9 protein-coding genes are annotated in these 15259 nt (G+C 59.1%); 8 read left to right on the forward strand and 1 reads right to left on the reverse strand.

The window, feature by feature from the left end; translation table 11 throughout:
* The first annotated feature begins 1197 nt into the window (after window positions 1-1197).
* From KVG87_RS25280 to KVG87_RS25315, 8 genes are all read left to right on the forward strand, one after another.
* The gene (locus KVG87_RS25280) at window positions 1198-2166 is read left to right on the forward strand and encodes a fimbrial protein (protein WP_217853130.1); all 969 of its coding nucleotides are present in this window, start codon (window positions 1198-1200) and stop codon (window positions 2164-2166) included.
* A gap of 56 nt (window positions 2167-2222) precedes the next feature.
* On the forward strand, window positions 2223-5036 hold the full coding sequence (locus KVG87_RS25285) for an ATP-binding protein (RefSeq protein ID WP_217853132.1): 2814 nt from the start codon (window positions 2223-2225) through the stop codon (window positions 5034-5036).
* Window positions 5023-6210 carry a response regulator cyclic di-GMP phosphodiesterase PvrR gene (gene pvrR / locus KVG87_RS25290; protein ID WP_217853134.1) on the forward strand — a complete coding sequence of 396 codons (1188 nt, stop codon included), beginning with the start codon at window positions 5023-5025 and terminating at the stop codon, window positions 6208-6210. The genes KVG87_RS25285 and pvrR overlap by 14 nt, the downstream gene beginning before the upstream one ends.
* A gap of 87 nt (window positions 6211-6297) precedes the next feature.
* Window positions 6298-9459: a hybrid sensor histidine kinase/response regulator gene (locus tag KVG87_RS25295; protein WP_217853135.1), complete on the forward strand. Its 3162-nt coding sequence runs from the start codon at window positions 6298-6300 to the stop codon at window positions 9457-9459.
* A gap of 23 nt (window positions 9460-9482) precedes the next feature.
* Window positions 9483-10130, forward strand: coding sequence for a response regulator (locus KVG87_RS25300; protein ID WP_217853137.1), 648 nt, complete (start codon window positions 9483-9485; stop codon window positions 10128-10130).
* Between the two features lie 106 nt (window positions 10131-10236).
* A complete protein-coding gene (locus KVG87_RS25305) occupies window positions 10237-10821 on the forward strand; it encodes a fimbrial protein (RefSeq protein WP_217853139.1) in 585 nt (194 codons plus the stop codon).
* A gap of 74 nt (window positions 10822-10895) precedes the next feature.
* Entirely contained in the window at window positions 10896-11642 is a 747-nt protein-coding gene (locus KVG87_RS25310; protein WP_217853141.1) for a fimbrial biogenesis chaperone, read from the forward strand.
* Between the two features lie 87 nt (window positions 11643-11729).
* Window positions 11730-14237 carry a fimbria/pilus outer membrane usher protein gene (locus KVG87_RS25315; protein WP_217853143.1) on the forward strand — a complete coding sequence of 836 codons (2508 nt, stop codon included), beginning with the start codon at window positions 11730-11732 and terminating at the stop codon, window positions 14235-14237.
* 132 nt (window positions 14238-14369) lie between these two features.
* Here KVG87_RS25315 and KVG87_RS25320 read toward each other — a convergent pair whose 3' ends face one another.
* The gene (locus KVG87_RS25320; RefSeq protein ID WP_217853145.1) at window positions 14370-15008 is read right to left on the reverse strand and encodes a terminase small subunit; all 639 of its coding nucleotides are present in this window, start codon (window positions 15006-15008) and stop codon (window positions 14370-14372) included.
* Between the last annotated feature and the right edge of the window lie 251 nt (window positions 15009-15259).

The following is a 15259-nucleotide window of genomic DNA, read 5'->3' on the forward strand; positions in this document are numbered from 1 at the left end:
CCGAACCCGGCGTAGTGTTTCCCCGTGCTTAACTATGAAACAGTTGACATTCCCCCGCAGCAATCGATCCGAGCTGAAAACCAATTTCTTCGAACAGAGTTTGGCGCATCTGGGGCACCCACCAGATGGCGGCGAGAGTGACGGGCTACATCCTGCAGGTGTCCGTCGACTAATAATACGCAACCGGCAATGACTCTCAAGTGAATAGGATGATCATAGTATTTGACTACACCTTGGCCATACATCGAAACACCGTCTTGCCTGAGCTCGAAGGATGGTTGGGCCAATTGTTAAACAAGACCCTTTGAGCCCTTAGCAGGGGGCTAATTTGACTGCGCAAGCGGCGAAAGTCTCCTCCTGAATAGCACCAGAGCGGAGGCAAGTGTCGACTGATCGCTGGGTTGGCGCCGCGGCTTGCCGTTTTGGTGCGCTGATCTGTTGATGCACCATGGCTATTGAGGGCGGATACAAAAACGTCCGCTTGGTGGAGTTGAGCATGATGTTTTGCAGCTCTTGCTTAATTATGGAAATACAAACTTTAGGGGCTGAAAAACCGCACTCAGGCGGTGACAGGCAGCTATTGCTCCTCGGGCGTCCACCGTCTTGTGTAGTGGTTTCGGCCCTTTCTTTTTCCTGCCTTTGGATTTATCGGCTTTGCCGGCGTCGCAGGCGTTGCATTCGACAATGGTAGACCAACTGGACTAGATGATCACATGATCGACCGAATCCGCGCGGTATTCGCATGAAGCCCGCCCCTGGAACCCTGAGCACTTGGAGCGCTTGGCGAAGCTGTCCGTCCGGCCGGGCTTCTCAAGCCGCACGTCGGAGGCGGAGCTATTGATCGCTGACAGACGGACCTTGGTTGCCGCTTTGGCCGCGCGTTTTTTTGATAAATTTACGGGGCGGTATGTATGGCCGACAGCCCGTACGGGGCATCGTCACTATCGATGGGAACACCGCCAGATTGTCGTCCTTTGTTGTCCTGTTATTTGGAGACACCACTTTGTGCGAGTTCCATTCACCGAGTCTGAATTGCCAACGATCAAGGTTACGGCCGGTCATGCTTTGCCAACCTTCCCAGCGGCCTGAACAAGGAGAGCTATTAAATCTCAGTATCTATAAGAATCGCCTGATGTAAAGGCTTGGGTGCCGAGGCTAACGTACGCCGCTCATCGGCCGACACGTAAAGCCCTACTAATGAAGCGTTTCAAACTGCAGCGCCCGCTCCTGCTCTCTATCGCAGTCACTCTGTTTGCCTGCGCTTCGAACGCCATCGCCGGCAGTTGTGTGGCAGTCGATTCAAAACTCGACACGCTCAACTTCGGCGTCAGCCTGGCCAGTTCAACCCTGACCATCCCTGCCGACACACCCAATGGCACCGTGGTTTATCAGGACACCGTGCAGTCGGACGGTCACATCTGGAGCTGCTCAAAGACGTCCATGTTCGGCATTCTGATGAATCAGAAGTTAGGCACCGCCAGCGGTACGGAAACTCTTTTTCCGTTAGGCAAAAGCGGGCTTTCCTTCCGGGTCTGGTTTGCCGCGCTAAACCGCTACCAATCAGCGCCGCAGGCCATCGCGCCCAACACCAGTTATGGCTTCGGTGCAAACTCGGTGCGCTTGGAAATCGTCAAGACTGGCGTGCTGGCGTCGAAAGTCAACATCGATGCGGGGTATCTGGGCAGCCTGCAGGACGATGATCTGATCCTGAAAAAACTTAACCTGATAAACCCCATCGTACTGAACGCCGCCTCCTGCGAGACACCCTCCGTCCCGGTGGCCATGGGCGACGATTATCAACTTCATGAATTTCGCGAAGCCGGCGCCAAGCCGCGCACGGTGCGCTTCGATATCGCCCTGAACCAATGCCAGACCGGCATCAAGAAAGTCACCTATTCGCTCAAGGCCAACACGCCAGTAATCGACGCGACCAAGGGCATCGTCGCACTGAATGCCGGCTCCACCGCCAAAGGCATCGGCTTGCAAGTGATGAATGAAGCGGGCCAGCCGATCGCTTTCGACACGACCTACCCGTTCGATGCTTTCAACACCACCGGGCTCAACTTCAAGATCCCGTTGTCAGCCGCTTATTACCGCCTGGGCAATGAAGAACTCAGCGCCGGCAGCGCCAATACCGAAGTGACTTTCATCGTCAATTACTTGTGAAGTCTTTAAGAATCGTCTGATTTTCGCCGCCCCCCGGCCACCCCTACTGTGCCGGCATGCGATTGAAGAATTACCTCCACCAGATCAGCCCGGTCCTGTCCACGCCCCATGCTGCGCGACGTTTGTTGCGAATTTTTGCGTGGGTGTTGCTGGTGGGCATCCTCGGTGGCGTGTACAGCTTTCTGCTGTTCACCTTCAACAATGAGATCTCTCAGCGGCGCAGCTACATGAGCAGCGCCATTGCCGAGGCGCATACCTTTTTCACTACGCGCGAAGCGCTGCTGGAAAGCCTGAGTTTGTCGGCGACTCGGCAGACTGCGTTAAGCGCGCCGCTGTCAGAAGAGGAAATTCGTCTGTTGCTCGGACAACCCCCGGGCAAGCAATGGAGCATCTGGCTGACCGAGCGCATGCGAGAATATCTGCAAGCGCGCAAACTGAACCTGCTCTACGTCAGCAACGGCGCCGACGCGCAGGTATGGCGCCTGTACAACACAACATCCATGGCCGGCGATTTTCCGCGTGGGATGCTTGATCGCCTGGAAACCCTCAAGCGTGACAACACCAGCGCCCTCAAAGAAATCTGGCTGACCCACAATTCGCAAGGTCACTCGCAGCTGTACATCTTCATTCGTCTGGATGATCGCGACCTCGATTCCGGCTGGCTCGGTCTGGAAATGGACGACCGCGAAGTCTCCAACGCATTGAGCGACCACAGCGCCGGCGAGTTCACCATGTTCAACGCGCAAGGCATGCCACTCTTCAGCAACAGCCACAAGCCGCCGCCCGGGCAGGATCTGCCGCTGTTGCGCCAACAGGATTTCTTCGGTTTCGTCGGTGACGGCTGGCTGCCAGAACAACTGGTGTTGCGCAAACAACTGAAGTCGTCGGACTGGCAGTTGACCTACTCCATCGACTTGCTGGCCGTGCTGTGGGCATTGTGGCCACAGATGCTTGGCGCGCTGGTATTCTGCGTGGCCAGTATCAGCCTGGTGTGGCTGTTGATCCGGCGCCTGGAGCATCGCTTCATCCTGCCGACCCTGCAACGGATTCAAGCCTTGGTCGAAAGCGAGCTGTTCAGCCGCGACGTGATTCAGACCGCGCCAGTGGCGCTCTGCGTATTGCGGCGCAGCGATGCTCAAGTGGTGCTGGAAAACACCCTCGCACAGCAATGGCTGGGTGCCTGTAGCGAACAACTCGGCCCCGGCTGGATCCGCGCTGCATTCGCGGAAAACGCGCCATGCCTGACCGACTACTTCGAGAACGCCGACGGTCGCCACCTTTACCTGAGCTGCGCGCCGACCCGCTACAAGGGCGAGGATGTGCTGCTTTGCGCTTTCAGCGACATCAGTGCACGCCGACAGATCGAAGCGGCGCTGGAACAGGCTCGCCAGTCGGCCGATGCCGCCAACGAAGCGAAAACACTGTTTCTGGCGACCATGAGCCACGAAATCCGCACGCCGCTGTATGGCGTGCTCGGCACTCTGGAGTTGCTCGCCCGGACCCGGCTCGACTCTCAGCAGAAAGGTTACTTGCGGGCGATTGAAGGATCGTCGGCGACCTTGCTGCAATTGATCTGCGACGTGCTCGACGTGTCGAAAATCGAGGCCGGGCAACTGGCGCTGGAACTGAGTGATTTTTCCGTCGTGGCACTCGCGCAAGAAGCCGTTCAGGGCTACGCGGCAGCGGCGCAGAGCAAGGGCTTGCAGCTGTACACCTGCTTTGACCCGCAACTGCCCGACAGCTTGATCGGAGATGTCAGTCGTCTACGGCAGATTCTTAATAATCTGTTGAGCAACGCGGTCAAATTCACCGATTCCGGGCGCGTGGTATTGCGGGTCAAAGTGCTGACACGCGAGGGCGAGCGCGTTTGCCTGCAATGGCAGGTCTCGGACACCGGGCGCGGGATTGCCCACGCGGATCAAGCCTATATCTTCGAACCGTTCTACCAGACCCAAGGCAACAGCCATGAGGTGGCGGGCACCGGCCTGGGTCTGCCGATTTGCCTGCGCCTGACCCATTTGATGAATGGCACCCTGCGCATGGTCAGCGAGCCTGGGCTGGGCAGCAGTTTTTCCCTGACCCTGCCGCTGGAACAGCGCTCGGGTAATGCGCAGCCTGAAGGCAAGCCGAAGCTCGCGGCCGATACCGTTTACGTGGTGTCGCCGGTGCGCGAGCTGGCCGAAAGCCTCGCTGGCTGGCTGCGTCGCTGGGGCGCTCTGCCGCATATCGGCGCACCGACCAGCCACGACGGTGGCGACGATGGCGTGTTGCTTGAGTTGTGGCCTGCGCCGATGGAACAGCGCAGCGAACTGCACTGGTCAGGGCCGCGTATTCTGGCAAGCGGCGATGGCGCGTGGGAGTCGCTGAGCAAAGGCGACGGCTGGCTCGTCAACCTGAACGATCTGGCCGCGATCCGCCAGGCCGTGCGTCAGGCACAGGGTGTCACCGTCATCGACCATCAGTGCCCCGCGCAACCCCAGGCGCTGGCGCCGTTACACCTGCACATCCTCGTTGCCGAAGACAATGCGATCAACCAACTGATCCTGCGCGACCAATTGCAAGAACTGGGCTGCACGGTGGCGCTCGCCAGCGATGGTGAAGAAGCCTTGTCGCTGTGGCAGGACGACAGCTTCGATGCCGTGCTGACTGACGTGAACATGCCGCGCCTCAACGGTTATGAGCTGGCCAAGGCTCTGCGCAACCTGGGCTGCGCTACGCCGATCATCGGCGCCACCGCCAACGCCCTGCGCGGCGAAGAGGCGTTGTGCCTGGCCGCCGGGATGAATCATTGCCTGATCAAACCTTTCACGTTGCGAGCCTTGTCGACCGTACTGGCTCCCTACCAACGAGTCGCCGATGAAGTCTTCTAGCCTGCTGATAGTCGAAGATCACCCGTTCCAGCATCTGTACTTGCAGAACCTGTTCAACGAACTGGGTGTGTTCGATCTGGAATTTGCCCGGGACGGCGAAGAGGCCTTGTGCCGTCTGAAGAACCGCGAGTTCGATCTGGTGCTCACCGATCTGCTGATGCCGGGCATGGACGGCGTGCAGTTCATTCAGGGCCTCGCGACGCAGAAATCGCGTCCGGCCCTGGCGATCATGAGCGCCGCCTCGCGGCGCATGCTGATGGGCGCTAGCCTTGTGGCGAGCAACCTGCAAGTGAAGGTCATCGGGCTGATTTCCAAACCGGTCAACAGCGCGGCATTGCGTTGCCTGATCGAACAGTTGCGGGCATTGCGTCAGGATGCGCCTGTTGCCACGCATGCCGGTATCGATCGAAAGAGTGTTGTGCGCGCGCTGGACAACGGTGAGTTGCAAGCCTGGTTTCAACCCAAGAAGGCGCTGGACAATGGCCGCATCGTCGCCGCCGAAGCACTGGTGCGCTGGGTGCACCCCGACCATGGCACGCTGTTGCCGGGGCTTTTTCTACCGGCGCTGATCGCCCACGACCTTGAAGAGCATCTGCTCTGGCGCATGCTCGAACAGTCCATCAACGCCCAAGCCATATGGCGCCAGCAAGGCTATGACATTCCGGTATCGATCAACCTGCCCACGCACTTGCTCAACAGCCACGACCTGCCCGATCGCATCCTCGCGTTTGTCCTGCAACATAACGGCCTGCCAGCGCGGATCTGTTTCGAGCTGATGGAGTGCTCGGTGCCCGATGACATCAGCAACTTCTACGCCGGGGCCTGCCGTTTGCGAATCAAGGGCTTCGGCTTGTCCCAGGATGATTTCGGCAAAGGCTACAGCTCTTACATGAGCCTGGTGTCGACGCCTTTTACCGAACTGAAAATCGACCGCGCACTGGTTCAGGGTTGCAACACCAGCGCCGAACTGGCGCAAGCGCTGACCAGCATCGTCACGCTGGGTCGACAACTGGGCCTGACGGTAGTGGCCGAAGGCGTGGAAACTGCGCAAGAACTTGCTCTGTTGCGTAATATCGACTGCACTCAGGTTCAGGGTTTCCTGATTTCCCACGCGGTGTCTTCGGAGCAGTTCCAGCAGTTGCTCAGCCACGACGGCCCGGCAAATGTCTGGTGATCCGCACAACGCAGTGGACGATCACCACTTGCCATCGAGGCCATCCATGTTCACTCGCGTAATCACTTTCACTGACCGGGCGTGTTGATGCCGCATCCCAATGTCTTGCTGGAAAAACTCGCCAGCAGCTCGCTGCGCCTGAACAAGGGTTTGCTGATCCTCGGCGCGCTGGTTTTGCTGTTGCTGGGCATCAGCTATCTCGGCGTCCAGCGCATGGTCGAGGAACAGCGCGATACGATGCAGTTCCACTTCGCCCGGCTGATGGAAAACATCCGCGAGCAGGAAGCGTTTCTCGGCGATATCTCACGGGCCAGCGACAAGGGCGAGTACTTTCCGGAAACCGTGGCGCCGCCGGTGATGCGAAAGCGTTTGCCCGAGGAAGGACCGAACATCTATGAGGGCCGTGGCCTGCCGTTCTCGCTGCCGTTCAGCGTCAAGATCGATCCCGAGCGAATCGCCCCCAGCCAATACCCCAAAGTGTTTGCGCTCGGCAGCTATCTGGCGGCGTATTACAGCGCTTTCTGGGCAGCCTCGCATTACCAGTCGCCGCAGGTGATCCTGCTCAATGGGCCGGACAATTTCGATATCGCCGTACCCGCTGCCGGTCGCTTGCGCGGCGCCGGGCAGACGCAAATCAGCACCTTCGTCGAGATCATGACCCAGAAGAACCTGCAACGGCGCGCACAGACTTCGGCGCAAGTGCACTGGGTGCCCTACCCGTTCGCTGCGGACGACAACGTTACCCCGAGCCTGCTCGCTTATGTGCGGATCAACCTGAGCAAACCGACGCTGGCCATCGAAGGCTCGAACTCCTGGGTGGTGCTCGGTTCGCTGCTGAAACTGTCGCAGGTCAACAATATCGAGCGACTGATGGAGTGGTCGATCTATGACGACTTCACCCTGATAACGCCCAGCGGCACGGTGTTGATCGGCGAGCTCAAGCCTGATCAGGTGCTCGGTGAAGGCGCGAACCTGACCCGCGACGGTCTGGTATTCAAGCTGAGCAGCCCCGGCGAACAGCACTGGACGGCGATCTATGTGATCAGTGTGCAGAGCTTTCTCGATTACGCGCTATGGCCATTGCTGTGCCTGTTGGGCCTGGTTCTGGCACTGCTCGGCTGCGGCCGCGCGCTGAATCGCTGGTACGCGCAACGGGTAATTTTGCCCGCCCGCATTGCCCACGCCAGCATCGCCGAAAGTGAAGCGTTCAGCCGTGCGCTCATCGATACCGCACCCACCGGTCTATGCGTGATCAGCCGTCGTGATCATCAGGTCTTGCTGGAAAACCAGCGCGCCCAGCAATGGCACGACACCGAGGAATTGATCAGCCTGCTCGAACAACAAGGCACGACTGGCCATGGCCACGCGGAACTTGAGATCGACGATCGGCATTTGCACGTGGCCTTCATCGCCACCCGCTATCAGGGCCAGGACGCGTGGCTGTGTGCGCTGCACGATGTCACCCGCCATGTCGAAGATGCTGCGGCACTGGAAATCGCCCGTCAGGCCGCCGATTCGGCCAATCAGGCCAAGAGCCGCTTTCTGGCGACCATGAGCCATGAAATCCGCACGCCGTTGTATGGCGTGCTCGGCACCCTGGAACTGCTCGGCCTGACCGATCTCGCGCCGCGTCAGCAGGCCTATCTGGAAACCATCCAGCGCTCGTCGGCCAGCCTGTTCAAACTGATCAGCGACGTGCTGGATGTGTCGAAGATCGAGGCCGGGCAGATGAACCTCGAGCGTCAGCCGTTCTGCCCGCTGGAGCTGACCGAAGATGTGGTGCGCAGCTACGGCGCGTTTGCCCGTGGCAAAGGCTTGCAATTGTATGCCTGCATCGATGCGACGTTGCCGGACCAACTGTTTGGCGATGCGCAGCGCATCCGCCAGATCCTCAATAATCTGCTGAGCAATGCGATCAAGTTCACCGATAACGGCCGTGTGGTCGTACGCGTTCAGGTGCTGCAAAACGCTGATGGCCGCGCCGAGGTGCAGTGGCAGGTCAGCGATTCCGGCGTGGGCATTTCCCAGGCGCAGCAAGAGCAATTGTTCGACCCGTTCTATCAAGTCAAAGAAGCCGACAGTCATGCCGGTGCGGGTCTCGGTCTGGCCATTTGCAAGTGGCTGTGCGAGTTGATGCATGGCGAGCTGAACGTGGTCAGCGAACCGGGGCTCGGTAGCCGCTTCAACTTGCAATTGGCGCTGGATCGAGCGCCGGGCAGCCTCGCCGATTGCCCATCGTTCGAGGCCGGCAGTGCCGCCGTTTATGTGCGCGCCCCGGTCGCCGAACTGGCGCAGCATCTGCTCGGCTGGCTGAGCCGCTTCGGCCTCGATTGTCGTCTGGTAACCAACGAGCTGCCACCGTCGACGGCGCTGCTGGTGGACCTTGCGCCGCTGGCCAACGCCACGGTTTTCAATGGCCCGCGAATCGCCGCAATACCGGGCGGCCACAACCCGGCGCAAATCAGCGGCAGCGGTTGGCAGGTCGATGCCGACGATGTCCGCGCGATTGGCTGGGCGATTGCGCTGGTCCGACACGACGCCCATCAGCGCCGCGTTCCCTCGCCTCAGGAAAAGACCCGAGCGCTGAATCTGCGCGTGCTGGTGGCCGAGGACAACATGATCAACGCAGCGGTCATCAAGGAACAACTCGAGGCGCTGGGCTGCTCGGTGATCGTCGCCGCCAATGGCGAACAGGCCTTGGCGCAATGGGCACCGGGGCGCTTCGATCTGCTGCTGACCGACGTCAACATGCCGGTCATGAACGGCTACCAATTGACCTCAGCGCTGCGCGAACAGGGTGCGACGCTGCCAATCATCGGCGTCACCGCCAACGCCCTGCGCGAAGAAGGCGAACGCTGCGCCGCCGTCGGCATGAACGCGTGGCTGGTCAAACCGCTGAACCTGGCGACACTGCGCGCGCATTTGCAAAGCCACTGCCAGACCGTCATCCCGCCGCTCGCAGAAGCCGCGCCGACGTTGTCGCCGAAGATGCGCGAGTTGTTTGTCTCGACGCTGCGCAAAGACATTCAAACCACGTTCGGCGCGCTGGATGCAGCCGACGCCAACCGTGTCGCGCAGCAATTGCACAGCATGGCCGGGGCGCTGGGCGCGGTGCAGGTCGGGGCGCTGGCCCACGCTTTCGTTGAACTGGAATGCCGCCTGACCGGCATGGCCATGACCCCGCCGCTGGCCGTCGAAGTGCGCCAACAACTGGCGCGGCTGACTGACCTGCTCGACGCCCTTGAATAATTTCACTCTGGATAAAGCATTCCATGGAAACCTTCAACGTTGTCATCGCAGATGATCATCCCATCGTTTTGCTGGGGGTGCGGGAACTGGTCGAGCGCGACCGGCGCTTCAGCGTGGTCGGCGAAGCGGTGTGTTCCGATGGTTTGATCGAGCTGCTGAAATCACAACCGGTAGACCTGTTGATCACCGATTTCAACATGCCCGGTGACTCGCCCTACGGTGACGGCCTTAAATTGGTGGAGTACGTGACCCGCCACTTTCCCGCAGTGCGGGTGCTGGTGCTGACCATGATTTCCAATCCTTTGATCCTCACCCGCCTGCAAGAGCTCGGCGTACTCGCAGTCATCCAGAAAAGCCAGTTGCACATTGAAATAGAAGTGGCGCTCAAAGCCATCGCCAAGGGCAAACGGGTACGCGGCCATCAACCGGCGCCGACTTCGGTACTGGACGATGGCGTCGATCTCGATGAGCGCTTTTCCCGACTGTCGCCCAAGGAACATGAAATCCTGCGTTTGTTTGTTCAGGGGCAAGGCGTCAATGAAATTGCCCGAGGTCTGAATCGAAGTGCAAAAACCATCAGCACCCAGAAGATTTCGGCCATGCGCAAACTGGATGTCAGCAGTGATCAGGAGTTGCTGGCTTATTGCATCGAACGCAACTTGTTCAATTAACTGACCGTTACCTCTCGCAACTTCTCGGCTTCTAGGGATCGTCTGATGTTGCCGCACCCGACCCGGCTTTATCGTGTTGTCTTTACCCCACCAATGGAAAAGCAACATGAAAAAGCTGTCTCGCACGCTTCTCGCCCTGTCGATTTTCGCTGCCGCCAATGTTCTCGCGGCCGATCCGGTTGTGCCTACCAAGGCTGGCAGCGGCACCATCAACTTCACCGGCAACATCAACAACGATGCCTGCTCGATCGAAGGCGCCGGCAAGGAAAAAACCATTTCGGTAAACATGGGTGAAGTGTCGATCAAGGACATGGGCACCGCTACCGCGCCGAAAGGCAACGGCACCCTGAGCGTCGAGAACTTCGACATGAAGATCAACTGCAACGCCGGCACCAAGGTTGCCATGATTTTTGAACCAACCAAGGGCGGGTCGGGCATTGAAGCGGGTACCAAAGTCCTAAAATTGATCGAAGGTTTAGGTGCTGCCAAAGGTATCGGTATCGCATTGCTGGATGCCAACGGCGAGGTAATCGATTTGACTTCCCCGACCACCGCACGCATCGAAAACACCCTGCAGGACAGCAACACCACGCTGAAATTCTCGGCAGCCTACGTGACCACTGTCGATCCGAAACTGGCCGTTGCCGGCCGTGGCGACGCGACCCTGCCGTTCACCCTGCAATACGAATAAACCGCGAGCCTCATCGAGCACTGTGCGGGGCCGGACGGTCCCGCACTTTCTTTCACTCTGCGCGGTAATCGTTCATGTTCATACGTCCTTTTCTGTCCCTTTACGTCGGCCTTCTGAGCCTGTTCGCCGTCAATCAGGCCATGGCCGGCATTTCCCTGAGCAGCACCCGGCTGATATTCGACGGCAAGCACAAAGAAGCTGGCATCACCGTGCGTAACAGCGGTGCCGACGTGTTGATTCAGTCGTGGGTCGATACCGACAACGACGAGGCCTCTGTGCCCTTCGCCGTCACTCCGCCGCTGGTGCGCGTCAGCGACGGCGAGCAGCAGATTCTGCGGGTCATCTACGAAGGCACCGGTATGCCCAAAGACCGCGAGTCAGTGGTATGGCTGAACGTGCAAGAGATCCCGCAGTCAGCAAAGACCGCGAACACTCTGCAACTGGCGGTGCGTCAACGGATCAAGCTGTTCTTCCGCCCTGCCGGGCTGAAAAACAATGCCTATCAGGCACCGGCCGAATTGACCTGGCGACTGAACGAGCGCGCCGGCAAAACGAAATTGGAACTGAAAAACCCAGGGCTTTATCACGTCTCGATTGCCGACATCAACGTTCAATCCGGCAATATCAGCGAGCATCCATTCGACTCGATGATGATCGCCCCCGGTGAACAAAAAGAGTTCGCTCTCAAACATCTTCAAGCGGCCAGTTCTCCGCGCCTGTCATTCAGCAGCATCAACGACTATGGCGCTCGCGATCGTTATGTCGCGCAACTTTCCAGCAGCGCCGAAGTGCGCGCAAGCCCGGATAAAGAATCGCCATAACTCGCGTGCCGCTTTTTACCAGCCGCACTTTCACTGTATTTCTCTTCGCTCCGTTAGTTCGTATCGGAGGTGATATAGGGTTCCTGCATGTTTTTACTCAAGCGCGATGGCCTGGCGCCGTTTTCGGTTGCCCTGGTCTTCAGCACAACCTGTCTGGCTGACGCCGAAGAACAATTCAATACCTCGTTTCTGCAAGGCGCAACGTCCGCCATCGACCTGCAATCGCTGCTCGCCGGCAGCCGCGTTCTGCCCGGCACTTATCGGGTCGATCTGTATGGCAACGATATGCTGGTGGGCCGGCGCGATATCGACTTTCGCCGTCTCCCCGACAGTCACAAGGTCGAAGCCTGTCTGACCCTGGACATGCTCAAGCAACTGGGCGTCGATACTGGCAAGTTGCAGGCCAGCGGCAAGCTCGACATCGCCGATGCGGATGCCTGCCTCGACCTGCCCGCGCTGATCGACCACGCCAGCGTGCGCTATGACGTGCCGCGCCTGCGCTTGCTGGTCAGCGTGCCGCAGAGCGCCATGGAGCGTGGTCGCCGTGGTTATGTCGATCCGGCACTGTGGGACGAAGGCGTACCCGCAGCGTTCATCAATTATCAAGTGAGCAGCAACCGCAACAGCACCGACGCCGAGACCACGTTTGCCAATAACGTCGGCCTGCGCAACGGCATCAATCTCGGCGGCTGGCGCTTGCGCAACGAGTCCAACTTCAACAGCAGCACAGGCCGGCCGAGCACGTTCAGGAGCAACCGCAGCTATCTGCAACACGACATCACCGCGTTGAAGGGCCAGTTCAGTGCCGGCGACATTTTTTCCGACGCCGACCTGTTCGACAGCGTGCGCTATCGCGGCCTGAAACTGGCCTCCGACGATGGCATGCGCGCCGACAGCGAGCGCGGATATGCGCCGGTGATTCGTGGCATTGCGCAATCGAGTGCCACCGTGGAGATTCGCCAGAACAACTACATTCTGTACACGGCCAACGTGCCGCCCGGGCCGTTCGAGATCAGCGATATCTACCCCAGCGGCTCAAATGGCGATCTGGAAATTACTGTGATCGAAGCCGATGGCCGGCGCCGGGTGACGGTGCAGGCTTTCTCCAGCCTGCCGATCATGGTGCGCGAAGGGCAACTGAAATACAGCGTCTCGGCGGGCCGATACAACAGCAACAGCGATGACCAGGAGACGCCAGAATTCCTCAGCAGCACCGTGGCTTATGGTGTCAGCAGTAACCTGTCGGCGATCGTGGGCACCCAGGCCACCGAGAATTTCCAGGCACTGTCGATCGGCGCCGGGCGCAATACGGCGATCGGGGCAATCTCGCTCGACCTGACCCACTCCAACAGCCGCACGTTTGGCCGCACCGTCAAGGGCAACAGCCTGCGAGCGTTGTACGCCAAGACCTTCACTGGGACTGACACCAACTTCACCCTCGCTGCCTATCGCTATTCGACCGAGGGCTATCGCACCTTGAGCGAACACGTCGAGGAGCTGAGCCGCGAAGGCGAGCAGCGCACCGGTAACTCAAAAACCCGCACCGATTTGACCGTCAACCAGAGCCTGGGGCGCAATCAGCAGTTCGGCAGCATCTACCTTAACGCTAGTGATCAGCGTTATTGGGGGCGCGGCGGTTCGCAGAGCCTGTCAGCCGGCTACAGCAACTATTGGGGTGATGTCAGCTACAACCTCAGCGTCACTTACACCAAGGATGTCGGCGACTACGGCCCGGCGAACAACGACACACTGTTTAACCTCTCAGTGTCGTTTCCCCTGGGCTCCAAGCCCCGCGCACCGAGAGCGTTCGTTTCGGCCAGCACGCAGAAAGACAACAGCAGCACCCAAGTCGGCATCAATGGCTATCTGTCCGAAGACAGCGACACCTATTACTCGGTGCAGGGCGGCAACAGTCGCACCGGTGGCAGCACGGGTTCGGCCAACCTCAGCACGCGAACTTCAGTGATGGACATCAGTGCCGGTTACAGCCAGGGCCGTGGCTACAACTCTCAGAATCTCAATGTCGCTGGATCGATTGTCGGCCACGCTGGCGGCATCAACCTGGGGCAAACCGTTGGTGAGACCTTCGCATTAGCCCAGGTCGAGGGTGTCGAAGGCGTGAAGATCGCCAGCTTCTCCGGGGCGAAAACCGCTGGCAATGGTTATGCGGTCGTGTCCAACGCGCAACCGTATCGGGTCAACTGGATCAGCCTCGACACCCGCGATCTGGGCGGCGATTTCGAAATTGAAAACGCCACTCAGCAAGTGGTGCCGCGTCGTGGTGCAGTGGTGCTGGCGCGCTACGCGAGCAAGACCGGGCGCCGCGTGCAGTTTTCCCTGTTCGACGCGCAGCACCAGCCGATTCCGTTCGGCGCCGCACTGGAAAACGCCGCCGGCAAGCAACTGGCGATCTCCGACCCGACCGGCAAGGCACTGGCGCTGGTCGAAGACGACTCCGGGACCTTGATCATCAACTGGCAAGGCCAACGATGCGAAGCTTTTTATTCGTTGCCCCAGCGTGAAAAGGCACTGAATTATGAGCGGGCTTCACTGGTATGTGGCCCGCCAGCAACTGAGAAATCAGCAGATCGTTGATTGCCTTTCTGTGCCGGCCAGATGTCAACTGTCTGTCTCATACCCACAAAGCTTTTCGCAAGCTCGGGTAAAAATTCCTTTCGGACAGCAGAGCTATACAGCCGCTAATGCACCGAAAGGACATAACATCGGTCAATCATAAGCCAACTGAGGTCGCATGGCATGCTGCGCGCAACCGTACTGTGAAAGTCCAAAGTCATCGCTGGACACTTGAGCCGCTTCGTTAAGCCGCTGACGTAGTGCAGCAGTCAGCTGTCGTTCGACTTCCCATGGATCCGACAGGGCGGCTAGCTGTGGTGCCAGTTGCGGCGAGAGACTCATCAGCGATTGATTAAGCGAACGCGCCGTCTCATAAGCGGCCTTCTGCACAAAGCTGATTTCCACCAGCTCACCCTGTGCCTTGCGAAACTCCATCTCAGCCATCCGCGCCAGGTAATGCTCGCGATGCGCTCGTGCTTTCTGAAAGTCGAGTGTCTGCCCATGAACAAGATCAGCGGGCGGCGGCGCAGCCGTGTTAGTCGGCTCGGATTTGGCTGCGACGTGGCTGTAAACATCACGCTGAAGCCGATCCTCTTGGTGGCGAGCAGCGACGGCAGCCTTGCTCGGGTCAGCGGTATCGCGGATCAATGCTTCGGTGGCCAGAACGTCGACCTGCTTGCCATTGGGAGACAGGACAAGTCGACCGTTTTCCTTCAGCCAGGTGATGTAACTCGGCGACCGTCCGATGTGCGCAGCAAAGGCGCTCTTTGACAGGTACGTAGCTGTGCTCATAAGCCCTCCTTTTCAGCGGCTTTTCAATGAATCCTTTCAAGATTTCAGTCGATTGAAATTTCAGTAAGCTGGCGGGCCTTCCACTAACACGATCCCGCGGGTTTCCGACCCCGTACCCTTAGAAAGTCCCCAGGGTCCCCGGCGGTTTTCTGCCCGGTCCGGTCAATCGACTCGGCATCCGAGTGCCATGCCCTACCCCCATCCCTTTGGAAAGACGGACATCCCTGCAAAGGTTTCAGCTAGAGAGATTC

This window comes from Pseudomonas siliginis, assembly GCF_019145195.1.
Classification (GTDB): domain Bacteria; phylum Pseudomonadota; class Gammaproteobacteria; order Pseudomonadales; family Pseudomonadaceae; genus Aquipseudomonas; species Aquipseudomonas siliginis.